The following is a 15,228-nucleotide window of genomic DNA, read 5'->3' on the forward strand; positions in this document are numbered from 1 at the left end:
ATTTAGTATTTTAGAGGAATGAAAAATAATACAAATTCATTCCTCTTTTTTTTAATTATTATTTTCTTCATGGGAAGCCAAAGCTTACTCGGACAAAGAAAAAATGATAGTATTCCTTATTATGTAAAAAAGTCTCAAAATTTTAATAATGCTTCTGATTTAATTGAGGCGAAAACTTTTTTTGAAACAGAACTTAATAGCATAGAGAAAGACGATCCATATATTCTTTATTTTAAATATAACCTTGCTAGTATTGAAAAAAATATGAGCAATTATGAAGAAGCGGAAAATCTGCTAGTATCTATACTTGAAGAAATTGATTTATTTACTGATCCAGAATATAAAGCTCAATATCAAAAATCAGCTTTTAACTTATTAGGCAATATTTACAGAGAACAAAAAAATAAAGAAAAAGCAATTGAGTTGTTTAATAGAGCTATACAAAGATCAGGTTCAGCATTAGACAGTGCTGTAATTTATAACAATATATCTAATATTTACAGAGAATTTAATGAAGTTGAAAATGCAAAAAATGAACTAGTAAATGCATACAATCTTTTTCCAAGATTTAAAGACACTCTTGAAAAGGCTAGAATATTAGATAACTTAGGGTATATATATACTAAACTAGATAGTACTTTTTTAGGTTTAAAACTAATTAAAAGAGGATTAAGGCTCCGTGAAGAAGTTGGGATTAATACTGAAATGTTTGCGAGTTATCATAAGTTGACTAAGTATTATCATGATCAAGGAAATGACACAATTTCAAGGTTTTATGCGAATAAGGTTTATGAACTAAGTCAAAAAATAAAAACTCCAAATTTTGAAGAAGATGCACTAGGGTTACAGATGGAATTGCATTCTGATCCAAGAGTAAGGAGATATAAAAAGCTCAATGATAGTCTATCAAAAATTAAGTTTAACAACAATAATTATGCAATATATAAATATGATATTTCTGAACTAGAAAGACAAGTATTTCAAGAAAAATCTAATAAAGAACAACAAAAAAGTAAAACTCTTTTATTTGCGTTTTTAGGTGGACTAATACTAATAATAGCGGTTTTCTTAATCATACTTCAGCGCAATCGAAACAAACGACATACACTAACTCAAATTCATAAAACAGAACGCAATCTTTCCAAAAAAGTACATGACGAATTAGGAAATGATATTTTTTACCTAATGAATCAAATACAAACAAATCCTGCTTCTTTGTTGGAAAAAGAAGGGTTACAAGTTTTAAATGGATTGAATGATATTTATGTCAAAGCGAGAGATATTTCTAAAACATATACAACTATAGATACCAATAAAGGGTATCACGATGAATTGCTATCCTTGTTAAATTCTTTTGGAAATGATTCGACTAAAATTGTAACAAATGAAATCGCTATAGATTTTTGGTATTCCGTATCTAAATTAAAAAAGGAACAAGTTTACAGAGTGCTACAAGAACTGCTTACCAATATGAAAAAACATAGTGAAGCTTCCTTAGTCGGTATTACGTTTACAAAAATAAAAAAGAATATAATTATCAAGTATGTAGATAATGGTAAAGGTACCACCAAAGCGAATACTTTATTAAAAAATGGTCTGGCAAATGTGGAAAACCGCATCGCCGAAATCAATGGAACTATTACTTTTGAGACGAGTCCTGAAAATGGATTTAAAACCGAAATACGATTTATTCAATAGCCTTATGAAGTTCAAAAAAGTTTTAGTCGCAGAAGATACCGATAGTAGTAATATTGGTTTAGTATTTAAGTTGAAAGAAATAGGAATAGAGATAGTTGAATCATCCCAATCATGTGATGGTGCAATTTTGAAGATTAAGAAAGGACTTCATTACAAACAACCTTTTGATTTATTAATCAGTGATTTATCTTTTGTAACGAATACTCAAAACCCTAAAATTACTACAGGAGAAGTACTTATTGCAGAAGTGAAAAAGTTACAACAAACAATAAAAGTTATTGCATTTTCCGTTAACAATCAACAAACAGTAATTAATCATTTAACCAATGAAATAGGCATTGATGGTTATGTATGTAAGGGGTTAAACGGTACAAAAGAACTTCTCAAAGCAATTGAAGCTGTTCAAGATGATAAAAAGTACTTATGTCCAATTTCTAGTGCCACGTTACATCAAAAAAATGTTTTTCAATTAGATGATTACGAAAAACAACTACTTCAATTAGTTGCCCGTGGTTTAAAGCAAGATGAAATTGCAGATTACTTCAAATCAAAAGGTATCAATCCAAATAGCAGACGTTCCGTTGAAGATCGTTTAAGCAGACTTCGCGATAATTTTAATGCAAATACTACTTCACAACTCATTTACCTTGCTCAAAGCTTAGACCTTATTTAATATTTCAACACTACTTTATTTTTTTGCTATCGTGGATTTCCACAAGTGATTGATATTTAATCGTTTTAGATTTGTATCAGTATAAACTTAAAAAGATACAATCATGGCGAGAAAATCAAATACAAACCGAATAGGTGGTAGTTGGTCAGATATACAAAAGTTAAGTATTTGGAGAAAAGCAAACAGAATTAACGGTAAATCTTCTCTTACATGGAGAAAAGATAAATGTGGAAAAGTAATTAAATGGTCTGAATTTGGAAATAGAAATTCAACTTACGGTTGGGAAATTGACCATATCGTTGCAGTAGCAAACGGAGGAAGTGATTACCTCAGTAACTTACAACCATTACACTGGAGAAATAATACAACTAAAGCAGATAAACGTTATTGGAGGTGTCCTTAATTAAACTTATACCTTTAATATTTATTCAAACAAAAAACACTAATAAGATCATGAGAAATATTCTAGTAATAATTATTTTATTGATATGCAATTTAGCATTTGCTCAACCACCAAAAGTCAAGGAGTCTAAAATGTTAGACTTTGTTTCAAAAAAAGGAGTGATTATGAAATTTGAAGATTTTAATTTACCCAAAATAAAATCAGCTTATGGTAATTGCGAAGTTAAAATTAGGAAAATTGTATCTGGAGAGATAGCAAAATACTTTCTTCAGATTTCAAAAAAAGGTAAATACAATACAGTAACTTCTTCTATTGCTTATGAAGATATCATTGAAATAGAAAAAGCTTTAACAGCTTTAAAAATTCAAGCAACCAAAGATATATCTACAAGAGCTGACTACTTAGAGAATAAATTTATTAGTGATGATGAATTCCTGCTAGGTTATTATGTTAGCAAAAACAAAATTACTTGGTATATGAAACTTGATACAGGAAACGATGGGACTGTTTTTTTGAAATCTGATGAAGTAATAGCAAATGCTTTAAAAACGGGAAGAGAAAAAATAACATTATTAAAACAAGAATAATTCTGATACTATAATTCTTTAACCATAATAAAGATGAAACACTTATGCTATATTATTTATACGATTATATTCCTAGTCTCTTCTGATCTTGTTTCACAAACTGTGTACACTACAAAATCAGGAAAAAAATATCATAAATCGAGTTGTAGATATCTTAAAAAGTCACATAAAGAGTTAACCATAAATAAAGCGAAAAGTTTAGGTTATATACCTTGTAAAGTTTGTAAGCTGACTACAAAAAACACTTCTAGCAAGCTGAGTAAAAATAAAGAATCTGTTGAACCACCCGAAAAGATTAAAAGGAAAACAACTTCACAATGTAGAGGAAAAAAGAAATCAGGTGAACGTTGTCAAAATCAAACTAAAAATGCAGATAAAAGATGTTACCTACATCAGAAATAAAAAATCAAATAAACAAGTAATACTATCATGGATATACAAAGTAAACTAAAAGAGCTTTCTGAAAAAATTGATTTGATGAAAGAACAAATACTCACAGAAGAAGCGACTAAAACAGCTTTTGTATTGCCATTCATTAATTTACTAGGGTACGATATTTTCAATCCAACAGAAGTCGTTCCTGAATTTACGGCAGATGTAGGCTTGAAAAAAGGTGAGAAAGTTGATTATGCAATTTTTCAAGATAATATTCCAATTCTCATTATGGAATGTAAACATTGGGTTGAAAGTTTAGATACTCATAGTTCACAGTTAATTAGATATTTTCATGCATCTAAATCAAGATTTGCTTTGTTAACCAATGGTATTGAATATCGTTTTTACACTGATTTGGAAGAGAAAAATAAAATGGACAATAAACCATTTTTAGAATTTACAATTACACATTTAAAAGATTCAATAGTAAATGAAATATCAAAATTTCATAAATCAAACTTTGATGTTACTAAAATCTTAAACAATGCTAGTTCTTTAAAATATACCCAAGAAATTAAAAAAGTTTTTAGTAGTGAACTCGTAAAGACTAGCCCTGAATTTACTAGATTTTTTGCTTCAAAAGTATACAGTGGGAGATTAACAGAACGTGTGATGGAGCAATTTAGTGAACTAGTTCATAAAGCTATCAATCAATTGATAAGCGACAAGGTAAACGATAGACTCCAAAGCGCCCTCAATAAAGAAACTGAACAACAAATTGAAGAAAATATAGAAGAAGTTGAAGTAAGTAAGGTAAACACAACAGAAGAGGAATTAGATGGATTTAAAATAGTAGTTGCAATATTAAGAAGAAATATAGCGCATGAACGAATATTTTACAGAGATACACAATCCTATTTTGGAATTTTGCTAGATAATAATAATCGGAAACCTCTTTGTAGACTGCATCTAAGTGGTGGAAAAAAATACCTAGGACTAATTGAAGAAAACAAAAAAGAAATTAAAGTACATATAGAAACAATTGATGATATTTACGCTCACCAAGAAGCACTTTTACAGACTGTAACTTATTATGATTGAAATTGATTTTTTTAATTAAATAGTTAACCTAAACCTCAAACCAAAAATAGTCAAATATGTTTTTTATTTTACCCTTTTATTACTACTCATATAAATCAAACTCTTTATTTGTTAATAGTCTTAGCAGTCTAGGAACTTCCGTAATGAAGTAATTAGGAATGCCTTTGTTGGTTTCTATATAGGTGTAAACTTGTGGTAATGCAATTGTACCTTTTATATATAGTTTTATTTGATCTCTTACTTTTTCCTCGTTTGTTTTTTGTCTACGTCGTGCGCCAGCTTTTGTTGCTGCTTGTTGCTTCCTTGTTGCACGTAAATCTTGATACTTTTGATATTGTTTAAGCCATTTTACCGTATATGCAAACCCACCTTCACTTGGTTGTTTACGTGTTGCATCAAAATAGATAGATGGAAAATGTATGACATACTGTTTTTTACTTCTAAAAAAACGTTTTGCACGACCTATTCGGTACACTAAAAAGCCAAACATGTAGAGCAACGTTTCTTTTCTTGGAATGCTTCCGTTTGGATTACACAGGTACTCATCATCAATTTGAAGGTATGCATTGTGCCAACTTCCGTAATACACATTTTGTCCTTTCCAAATTGGTGCTGCTATTTTAACGAATTGCTGTAAGAGCAGTTCTCTAAATTCTTCTCTTGACATGGCACCTTGTCTAGCTTCTGTTTCTAAACGTCTAGTCATGTTGGAAGCAGAAAAACTGTATGTATCATAGTGATGTTCAGTTAGTGCATTTAGAAAAACGGTTTTGTATAAAACTTGACCTCGTAAATACTCTGATAACTCATTTTTCGGGAAATTTTCGCCGCCACCTAGTTTGCCTTCGTTCTGATTAGATTTTTTATGAGGACTATCGCTTCTGGTGTTCTTGTAAGTGTTCTTGTTTTTGTTGCTATTTTCAGCAGCAAAAGAAAATACTTCCGCATCTTGGGAATGGTTATCAACATTCCCTACTTTTTTTATTATTTCTTTAGTAAATGTTCTTGTATCTTCACTTTTATCCTGAAAATTTTGCATTAAAACAACCTTAACTACTTGATTATCATTAAGCGTTATTTGTTTTTCATGCATGCAAAAGATAGCCTTGTTGATAAAGAAGTTAACAGGTTTTTTAGAGCCATGAAAACGATATTCTGTAAGTATACCCGCATCACGTAATCGATAGATATGATTCTGAACTGTTCGGGATGAATATAAAATTCTAGGTTGTCCATCGTTTGTTAAGTGTGCAATTCCTGTAGAGGTTATTTTTGCTTTTGGGAAGCTAACACCAAGTTTTGTGTCAAGTGTCTTTAAATGATTGCGTAAATCAGCTAGTTGATTGCCATATTGCCATAGAATCACTTCAAAAGTACGTTCATGCATGGCTTTAATCTTACGATGTAACTTTTTTGTAAGCAGTAACATAGTACCATTTTGAGACGCTACAAACAAATTATAATCTTTAATGGATAACCATTTTACTTTAATTCCTTTATGTATTTTATTTTTAAAGTTTGAGTTTGCAACAATGGCTTGTTGCTCTAATTTATGTGTAGTAACAAACTCTGAAACACGTTTATTATATATTTTAATGTCCTCATTTCTTTTCTTTACATACTCATTGTAACCGTTCACATAAACCCTGTAGCGTTGTAACATTGTTAAGCGGTCTTCACTTAGCATGTATGGGCGTAATGTTTTTTCAGGAATTTGATCTTTAATGATTATCAAATTACTGTCATGTTGATTTGTTGCTTCCTTGTTGCTGTTTTGTTGCATCTCTTTTTCTTTTTGTTGCACGTGATTTTTTAGCTAGATATAGTAGTTTTAACGGAAAAGAAGTCTTGATGTGAAAGAAGGGAAGTAAGTGTTGTTACTTCCCAAAATTCACCTAAATATGATGGATCATGCCATCGCTTCATGGTTCTTATATATTGTTGCAGTTTGTTGCTTTGTTGCAAGTGTTCATTAAAGAAATTGAATACTTGGCAAGTGTTTTTCAGGATAGTATTTTGCTTGTTGGTAAACTCGTTGTAGACTTTAGCGTTCTCAATAAGATTATGAAAACGTTCGCATATGGCATTAATAACACCAACAAAAGACGGATTGAGTTTATTTAGTTCTTGTTCCATTATCAATAGTTTAAGATGCTATTAATAAGGAAGCGTGTTCTTTTACAAACACGCTAATTGCCTTCAAATCCTCAATGAAAAAGTTCGATTTTAGAAACCTTGGGGGTACAGAGAAAATTTCTTCTTAAAAGTAAAATCCCAACAGCGATGTTGGGATTTTTTTATTTTTAATATCTCATTAAAAGAATGTTGGATCTCCTGATGTTGTTGTGAGTATCATATCATCTACAGTAAATATATCAATATCAATACTACCATAATTTGAGAAATTACAAGCTAAATAATTACTTACCTCAAATGAAAATGCGCGAATCAATATAAAATCTCTTGTAGTTTTCCTATAATTCCGTGAATTGTCATATACGATACTACGCAATTCCGTGAATTGTCATATACGGTACTTCTATTCGCTTTTTTTTGTCTTTACATTTAATCATTATTTACTTCAAAAAAACCAATTCTAATTAAATTTTACATTTATGAAAACAAAAAAAACATTTATTTTATGGATCCTCTTTTTTGGACTATTTCTTCAAGGAATAGCGCAAGAAAGTAAAATTGATAAAAAAGTAATTTCCGAACTTGGAAATTCTACTTTTATTAATTTCAATGAAGCAAATTCCTATAAAGTCAGCCAAGTACAATCTTTCTTTAAAGAAGAATTAAAAATAAAAACAAATGATGAACTAAGAAAGATTCATACAAAAACGGACCGTCTTTCATTCACTCATTACACCTATCAACACTATTACAACAACATAAAAGTTGAGCATGGTGTTTATAAAGTTCATACTAGAGATGGACTCCTAAAACGAGCTAATGGCGAATTTTACGATGTGAAACTAGCGTCAACAACGGCAACTATTTCTGCAAAGAGGGCATTTGAAACGCTTCTAACTAAGATTAATGCTAAAACCTATGCTTGGGAAAATGAAGATAATCCGCTACGAGGTGATTATCTGAAACCTGAAGGTGAATTGGTAATTCTTCCAGTTAAGAATAGTCAGAAAACTGGTTTTGAATACAAATTGGTTTATAAATATGACATTTACACCTTAGCTCCTTTTGATAGAGCTATTTATTTTGTTGATGCCAATTCAGGTAACATCGTTGCTAAAGAACAAATTATGTGTTCTTCAGATGCAGATACCATGTACAGTGGACAAAGAAATATTGAAACACAAGGTGCAGCGAACGGTTTTCCAAACGGTTTTAGACTTTTTGACGCGACTAGAGGTAATGGAATACATACCCGAAATAATCAAGGAGTTTTGAATAGTAATTTAGGCGGGGCTATTGATTTTATAGACGCAGACGATAATTGGACTGCTGCAGAATGGAATAATGCTGACCAAGATCAAGCAGCATTAGATGCGCACTGGGGATTGGAAATGACCTATGATTATTTTTCTACCGTCCATGAAAGAGATAGTTATGATGGTAGCGGCGCTAGAATAAATGCATTTGTACACGTAATTTTTCCAATCAGAGATAATTTTGGAAATATTGTTGATACTACTCCTAATAATGCACAATGGACTGGAGACAATATCGTATTTGGGGATGGAGATGGTACAATATTTAGTCCGTTAACATCTTTAGATGTCTGTGCCCATGAATTGGGGCATGCAGTAGATCAAGCACTAATGTCTTCTAATTTAGTATATCTAAATGAATCTGGAGCGCTTAACGAAGGTCTTTCAGATATTTGGGGCGCTTGTGTTGTAAGTATGGCTGCTCCTGAAAAGAACAGATGGTTTGCAGGTGAAGATGTTACACCCAATGCTTATGCACTAAGAGATATGTCTGACCCAAATAATTTAAACTTACCTGATACTTATCAAGGTACTTTTTGGGCTACTGGTCCAGGTGATTTTGGAGGTGTTCATACAAACAGTAGCGTATTAAATCATTGGTTCTTTTTATTAGTAGAAGGATCAGCGAGTACTGATGAAGTAAACGATAATGGAGATACATTTAGTGTTAATGGAATTGGTATTCATGATGCAGAACAAATAGCATACAGAATGCAAACCGAATATCTAACTTCAGGTTCTACTTTTGCACTTGCTCGAGAAGGCGCCATTAATGCCGCAACTGATTTATTTGGTGCATGTTCTCCTCAAACAGTAGCTACTCAAAATGCCTTTTATGCTGTAGGCGTGGGCGATGAGAGTGATATAGATGAAGTATTGGCGTTTCATTTTCAAGATGCTCAAGGAAACATAAAAAATGAATTTTGTGATGGAGAAACTATTTTTTTAAATGGTAATGCAACCATTCAAGGCTCGCAGAATAAGTATTATATGGATGTTTGGAGAGTTAACAATGACGGAACTATCACTTGGTTAGCAAGTCAGGGATCTTCTAATTCTACATCTCCTGGCTGGTTTAATGGGAGTCCAGGTCTAATCGATATTACTGATTTATATGCAAATGATCCTGATGGAAGTGTGATTTTTCAAAACGGTGTAACGTATCGAATAAAATTAGCAATTAATGCTGATGAATGTGGATGGTTTCCATTGGAACATGATTTCACAATGCATGGCAGCGATATAGAATTTCATTATGAAGATGCACAGAAAGATAAAGATATTGAATTTTGCTTAGGCGAAGACGTCTTTCTTAACGGAAGCGATAATTTTGAGGTTGATGAATATTTTTTGACTTTATATAAATTAAACTCAAGTGGTACATATACTTGGATTGTAGGTACAGGTTGGATACAAGGAAATTTAGAAAACCCTGTAAATGTTACAGAAATATTTGAAAATTTACCCGGTACTGATGCTGTTACTTTTCACCCTAGAACCTATGCTGTAAAATTATCACTTAAAAGTCCTGGTTGTGGTCAGATATCAGTTCAGAAAGATTTCACTTATGTAGATGGAAACCTTTCTATTGCATATCACTACGAAGACAAAGACGGTAACAAAGACGACACGTTTTGCTTAGGAGAAGGCGTATATCTTAATGGAAGTGAAAGTATTGAAGTTGATGAAATTTTTATGAGTCTGTGGATTCTAAATGGAAGTGGAAACTATGAATGGATTGTAGGCACAGATTGGATACCAAGTAGCTTAGATATTCCTATAAATATTACCGAGATATTTGAAAACTTACCAGGTAATAATGCTGTTACTTTTCAAGGCAATAGGACGTATGCCGTTAAGTTATCAATTATAGATCCAGTTTGTGGGCAACTATGGCTACAACAAAGTTTTACACTTGAAGAATGCTGTCTGCTAGATCCACCGACAACTATACAAACACTAGGCAACACCGTTGTTTGGAATCCTGTTCCTGGAGCTGTTGGGTACATTGTAGAAAGTACAAATGTTTGGGCACAGAATTGTAGTTGTACTTGGCCGATTTCTATGGTGCCGATTCAAACTTCCAATACAAGTGTTACATTACCTTTAGGTTTTAACAATTGTACTTCTATTCAAATAAGAACCATCTGCTCTAATGGTGCTACTTCATTACCTTCGGACCTGATTTGTGTGCAATATGGTCATTTTCTAAATAGAGTAGCAATTACCTCTATTTCACCTAATCCAAATAAAGGAATGATGAGTGTAAAAGTTGTTGCTGATACGAATATAAAAGATGTCTCTTTAAAAATTCACAATTTTAATGGTCATCAAATACAAAATTTTGAACAGTTAAAACTAGATAAAGGAGTCTTGGAACTCAATTTAGATTTGCGTTCAAAATTAAAACAAGGATTGTATATTTTCATTTTTACTGTTGGAGATGAAGTTATTACAAAACGTGTAGTTATTGAATAGAAATAAAAAATAATATAGTTAGATAGCTAGAGTCATCTATAAAGTAATTTATAGGTGGCTCTTAAGTTTTTTAATGTTGGAGTTTTTGAAAATTCTGTAAATACATCTATTCCTATGATATTAGACAGTGATGTTGCTATATTTTTGTATTTAAACTACTGTTTGAATGTTAAATACGGGCTTACCGTACATGGTTTTTCATTTATTTTCATAATTTTCCTACATAACCAAAATTTTATATCATGAAAAAAAAGAACCTAAAATCATTAAAGCTTAACAAAAAGTCAGTTTCCAATCTTTCGTTATCAAATGTGAAAGGTGGTCTTCCGTATGTTACATTTGGAATTCCTTGTAATACTGATGAATATTGGTGTCATTCAAATCTTTGGGCGTGTCCTACATATCCTCTTGTATGTGGACCTATATAATTCGTAGTTTTCAAGCAAACGTTGCCACAAGTTTCGTTAGCTAGATCAATAAAAAAGAGGATACTTAAAATTTTAGGTATCCTCTTTTCAATATATAAATTATAATTTTAGATCGCTAACGCTCCAGCTTCAGCCACAGTGTGATCGTTTTCAACAGAACTTCCACTCACTCCGATTGCTCCAATAATTTCGCCTGCTGCATTTTTGATTGGCACACCACCCGGGAAAGTAATCAAACCATTATTTGAATGCTCAATATTGAATAATGGACCTCCTGGCTGAGAAAGTTCTCCAATGATTCCTGTGTTCATGTCAAAATAGCGCGCTGTTTTTGCTTTCTTAATTGATATGTCCAATGAACCTAACCAAGCGCCATCCATTCGTGCAAATGCTACTAGGTTTGCTCCTGCGTCTACAACAGCAATATTCATTTTTGTATCTATTTCGATAGATTTTTCTTTTGCTACCGCAATAATTTTTTCTGCTTGTTTTAATGTAATATTCATAGGTTCCTTTTTTTAGTTTTATACGTATGTTGCAAATGTATAGGAAGTATTACTTTTTAGAGTTACTAAAACCGTTAAACTGAACTTTTAGATTGAGTGTATTAAAATGTGATTTAGTTTTTCTCGACACTTTTAATTTTATTAATAACCCAAGTATAATTTTCTTGAAATTCTTTATACTTAATGCTTTATTTTTTTTCATGTATTCACAGTAGTTTATCATAAGACGTAGAAGGAATAGGTTCTGAGAATCTTCTTAAAAATACAAATTTTTCTCACGAAATACTTAAGAAGCTTTTAAAGTGTAAGAATATTTGTCAAAAAACATACTTAACAGTTTTAGATCTTCAATGTTTTAATGATCAAAATTTTATACTGTTTTTTTCGGTACGTATTTTGTATACATATCAATAACATTATAAACCGATTAAAATTGAAACAAATGAAAACAATGACCACAATCCTCGTTACCACTTTTTGTGTCTTCATTAGTTTTTCTTCACACGCACAAAATGATTGCAATGTCACGCTTTCATTATTCGCAGAGAATGTAAAAACTAAGAATTATTCCGAAGCAACGCCACAATTAACTTATTTGAGAGAAAACTGCGCTACGCTGAATTATGCCATTTATGCGCATGGAGAGAAAGTATTAAAAGACAAACTAAAACAAGCAACAGACAAGCAAAGTGTTGCATTGGAACTTATTCAATTGTATACAGATAGAATCAAGCTTTTTCCTGAAAAGACAAAAAAAGGAATGTTTCTACCAAAAATTGGAGCGCTGATGATCAATTATAAAATAGGAACCATTGAAGAACAATACAATGTATTCGATGAAGCGTTTGAAACTGATAAAGCAAATTTTAAACATCCAAGATATTTATATCACTACTTTGAATTGTACTACACGATGTATACTTCTGGCAATCACGGAATTTCATTGGAAGATTTGATTGAAAAATATGAAACTATTAATGAGAAGTTTGCTGCCGAAAAACAACGATTGTCCAAGATTAAAAGTGAAGCTGCCTATAAAAATAGCATTGGAATTGATACATTTTCAAAGAAGATGACTTTGTTAGTCGAAACAGAAATGACGTGCGAAATCTTACTTCCGATGTATCGGGAAAAATTTAAAGCGAATAAAAATAATGCTGCATGGATGCGAAAAGCTGCCAGCAAATTAGACGCAAAAGACTGTAAAGATGATACGTTGTTTATTGAACTCGTAGAAGCGATTGATGCTTTAGAACCGAATGTAAAATCAAAATTTTTGTTATATAAAATTCATACACGCAAAGGAAATACAGTGAAAGCTAAAAGCTACTTAGAGCAATATCTTGCGCTGGAAACAGACGGAACTAAGAAAGGAAACATCCTAAGTAATCTTGGGAGTGAAGCTGCCAAAAAAGGTCAGAAATCAAAAGCACGGAATTACTACTTAGATGCTTTAAAAGTTGATCCTTCATCTGGAAGAACATATCTCAATATTGCTAGATTGTATGGTTCTAGCGCGAACGAATGTGGCACCGATGAGTTCTCCAAACGAGCAATTTATTGGAAAGCCGCAGAAATGGCTAGAAAAGCTACAAAAGTTGATCCATCTGTAAAAAGTGAAGCCAATGAATTGATGCTGTTCTATATGCAATCAGCACCAAGTACAACTGACATTTTTAACAAAGGATATAAAGGCGGAGAGAAAATTGCGCTAAAATGTTGGGTTGGCGGACATGTGATTGTTCCGAAACTATAAAAAAGCAAACTCAAAATAGTAAAAAGCTCCAACTGTACTGTTGGAGCTTTTTAGTTTTTATACATCTTATTAATAACTTATAATTCATAAATCACGAGTTCTATTTATTTATAAAACATTTTATTTTACATAACTTCAATTAAACTTTAACCAAAATATACTATTATGAAAAAAAAACAATTCAAACAGCTTTCACTAAAAAAAAGCACGATTTCAAAGCTGCAAAACAAAATAACCACTAATGCAAATCGTATTGTTGGTGGAACAGATATTATATGTACTATAGGTCTTTCGTATCTACTTCATTGCTTTGAAGACAATGGCACTACAGATCCTAACACGCAAGGTTGTTCAATGGAGTGCACTTCTGGTTGCAACGATACATTCACCTGTCGTGATCATTCTTGTGATTGTGTTTAATCACAAAAAATAATTCTTACAATTCATAAAATCCGAGAAGGATTCTTTTTACAATTACTTGATTTTCGATAGCTTTAATATATTAATAATAAAATTTTAAATCATGTTAGACAAAATTGCAAATTTAGGAAGAGTACTATCTAAAGAAGAAATGAAAAATATCAACGGTGGCGTTTGGGTATGTTACCGAAGAAAAGGAGATCAGATTGAAAGATTTGATGGAAATCAAAGTGAAGGAACTGCATCTGCTTGGGTGAATGCATGGGGATCACTTGGTTGGAATGCTTCTTGTCGTGAAACATTGATTGCTGCTGAAGATGCAAGTATCACAGATGCAAATTAGCAGAGAAATTAGACAACTAAGAAAAGATCAGTCGCAAGATTGATCTTTTTTTGTTTTAATGATTCCTGTTTTTACGCTTTTACATAAATCCAACCTTTGTTTCCCGATTGAAAAGTAGCTTCTACCCTTTTGTAATCAGCTACTTCATACCGATCTGCTTCCGCTAATTCTTCTTGCGTAATTTTATACAAAGTTCCCGAAATAACATCAGATGTACTGTTTGTTTGAATTGCTATTGGATGAAACTTTTGATCACTCACTGCTAAAACGGCTTCGTCTGTGATTTGCAATTGTTCCAATTTATAAGCAACTAAAGTATCTTTTTTACCAATCAAAATTCTGCCAAAAGATTCCAATTGTACGTTTTCTAATTGAAGCGTTCCGTAAGAGAATAAATAATGACTCATGTTTATAAATTATACTGTTAAATCGTTTTCTGTCTGCATTTCCACACCTTTTTTGAACAATTGTGCTAAGACAAAAACCACTCCTGCCAAAAAGATGAATTCAACAGCAATATAATCTGGCGTAATTGCTGCATATTTTTCTAAAATCGCCACGTGTAAATTGTGCAACATTGCCAAGATCCAAACTCCAAAAACAGTAATGCTGATCCTTTTTAATAAGTCTGCCACAGTTTTTGTAAACGGTTTTTCAATGTTGATGCTACTCAATAATTTTGCTACAAACAAAGCAATATACGCTTGCATCAAATTTAGTAGAATATGATAAAATACAATCGAAGTATAATTTATAAAACTATAACTTTCATAGCGTGATAAATCCATCCCGCGATACAAATCTTTTGCTGCTTCCGAATTATTCACACTTACACCAAAAGACATCATGATGGCGCCTGCTTTTATTAAAAGTCCAATAAAGACAAGCCACACAAGGAAACGCATGACTTTTAATACTAGTTCCGTTTTTGAATTCATGAAGTAATTTTTTTCAAATAACGGTATTTTTTTTATTGAAAAACAATAAGTTTTTAATTGATCTTATTTT

The 15,228-nt window shown here is 31.7% G+C and carries 16 protein-coding genes; 10 read left to right on the forward strand and 6 right to left on the reverse strand.

Annotation, left to right across the window (positions count from 1 at the left end; all coding sequences use genetic code 11):
- Nucleotides 1-18: 18 nt before the first annotated feature.
- From H2O64_RS20955 to H2O64_RS20975, 5 genes are all read left to right on the forward strand, one after another.
- Nucleotides 19-1,698: a tetratricopeptide repeat-containing sensor histidine kinase gene (locus H2O64_RS20955; protein ID WP_187564195.1), complete on the forward strand. Its 1,680-nt coding sequence runs from the start codon at nt 19-21 to the stop codon at nt 1,696-1,698.
- A complete protein-coding gene (locus tag H2O64_RS20960) occupies nt 1,664-2,371 on the forward strand; it encodes a response regulator transcription factor (protein ID WP_187564196.1) in 708 nt (235 codons plus the stop codon). Before H2O64_RS20955 ends, H2O64_RS20960 begins: the two co-directional genes overlap by 35 nt.
- A gap of 103 nt (nt 2,372-2,474) precedes the next feature.
- Nucleotides 2,475-2,774, forward strand: a complete 300-nt coding sequence (locus tag H2O64_RS20965) for an HNH endonuclease signature motif containing protein (protein ID WP_187564197.1) — start codon at nt 2,475-2,477, stop codon at nt 2,772-2,774.
- Nucleotides 2,775-2,824: 50 nt separating this feature from the next.
- Nucleotides 2,825-3,361: a hypothetical protein gene (locus tag H2O64_RS20970; protein WP_187564198.1), complete on the forward strand. Its 537-nt coding sequence runs from the start codon at nt 2,825-2,827 to the stop codon at nt 3,359-3,361.
- Nucleotides 3,362-3,790: 429 nt separating this feature from the next.
- Nucleotides 3,791-4,837, forward strand: a complete 1,047-nt coding sequence (locus tag H2O64_RS20975) for a type I restriction endonuclease (RefSeq protein WP_187564199.1) — start codon at nt 3,791-3,793, stop codon at nt 4,835-4,837.
- A gap of 82 nt (nt 4,838-4,919) precedes the next feature.
- Here the strand turns inward: H2O64_RS20975 and H2O64_RS20980 are convergent, their stop codons facing one another.
- The 3 genes from H2O64_RS20980 to H2O64_RS20990 all read right to left on the reverse strand — a co-directional run bounded on the left by H2O64_RS20980 (nt 4,920) and on the right by H2O64_RS20990 (nt 7,349).
- On the reverse strand, nt 4,920-6,620 hold the full coding sequence (locus H2O64_RS20980; protein ID WP_187564200.1) for a hypothetical protein: 1,701 nt from the start codon (nt 6,618-6,620) through the stop codon (nt 4,920-4,922).
- 29 nt (nt 6,621-6,649) lie between these two features.
- The gene (locus H2O64_RS20985) at nt 6,650-6,973 is read right to left on the reverse strand and encodes a hypothetical protein (RefSeq protein ID WP_187564201.1); all 324 of its coding nucleotides are present in this window, start codon (nt 6,971-6,973) and stop codon (nt 6,650-6,652) included.
- Between the two features lie 178 nt (nt 6,974-7,151).
- Nucleotides 7,152-7,349: a hypothetical protein gene (locus H2O64_RS20990; protein ID WP_187564202.1), complete on the reverse strand. Its 198-nt coding sequence runs from the start codon at nt 7,347-7,349 to the stop codon at nt 7,152-7,154.
- Nucleotides 7,350-7,452: 103 nt separating this feature from the next.
- Between H2O64_RS20990 and H2O64_RS20995 the strand changes: the two genes are divergently transcribed.
- Together H2O64_RS20995 and H2O64_RS21000 are read left to right on the forward strand one after the other, a co-directional pair.
- A complete protein-coding gene (locus H2O64_RS20995; protein ID WP_187564203.1) occupies nt 7,453-10,767 on the forward strand; it encodes a M4 family metallopeptidase in 3,315 nt (1,104 codons plus the stop codon).
- 242 nt (nt 10,768-11,009) lie between these two features.
- Nucleotides 11,010-11,195, forward strand: coding sequence for a hypothetical protein (locus tag H2O64_RS21000; RefSeq protein WP_187564204.1), 186 nt, complete (start codon nt 11,010-11,012; stop codon nt 11,193-11,195).
- 107 nt (nt 11,196-11,302) lie between these two features.
- Here H2O64_RS21000 and H2O64_RS21005 read toward each other — a convergent pair whose 3' ends face one another.
- Entirely contained in the window at nt 11,303-11,701 is a 399-nt protein-coding gene (locus H2O64_RS21005) for a GlcG/HbpS family heme-binding protein (protein WP_187564205.1), read from the reverse strand.
- Nucleotides 11,702-12,152: 451 nt separating this feature from the next.
- Between H2O64_RS21005 and H2O64_RS21010 the strand changes: the two genes are divergently transcribed.
- The 3 genes from H2O64_RS21010 (at nt 12,153) to H2O64_RS21020 (ending at nt 14,220) form a co-directional block, all read left to right on the forward strand.
- Nucleotides 12,153-13,457 (forward strand): tetratricopeptide repeat protein, encoded by a 1,305-nt coding sequence (locus H2O64_RS21010; protein WP_235982984.1) that lies wholly within the window; start codon nt 12,153-12,155, stop codon nt 13,455-13,457.
- A 165-nt stretch (nt 13,458-13,622) separates the two neighbouring features.
- Nucleotides 13,623-13,877, forward strand: coding sequence for a hypothetical protein (locus H2O64_RS21015; RefSeq protein WP_187564207.1), 255 nt, complete (start codon nt 13,623-13,625; stop codon nt 13,875-13,877).
- Between the two features lie 103 nt (nt 13,878-13,980).
- A complete protein-coding gene (locus H2O64_RS21020; RefSeq protein ID WP_187564208.1) occupies nt 13,981-14,220 on the forward strand; it encodes a hypothetical protein in 240 nt (79 codons plus the stop codon).
- Between the two features lie 71 nt (nt 14,221-14,291).
- On the opposite strand, the gene H2O64_RS21025 is transcribed toward H2O64_RS21020, so the two are convergent.
- Nucleotides 14,292-14,627, reverse strand: coding sequence for a gamma-glutamylcyclotransferase family protein (locus H2O64_RS21025; protein ID WP_187564209.1), 336 nt, complete (start codon nt 14,625-14,627; stop codon nt 14,292-14,294).
- A 9-nt stretch (nt 14,628-14,636) separates the two neighbouring features.
- Nucleotides 14,637-15,158: a DUF2975 domain-containing protein gene (locus H2O64_RS21030; protein ID WP_187564210.1), complete on the reverse strand. Its 522-nt coding sequence runs from the start codon at nt 15,156-15,158 to the stop codon at nt 14,637-14,639.
- Nucleotides 15,159-15,228: the final 70 nt, after the last annotated feature.

Source organism: Kordia aestuariivivens (genome assembly GCF_014397005.1).
GTDB lineage: Bacteria > Bacteroidota > Bacteroidia > Flavobacteriales > Flavobacteriaceae > Kordia > Kordia aestuariivivens.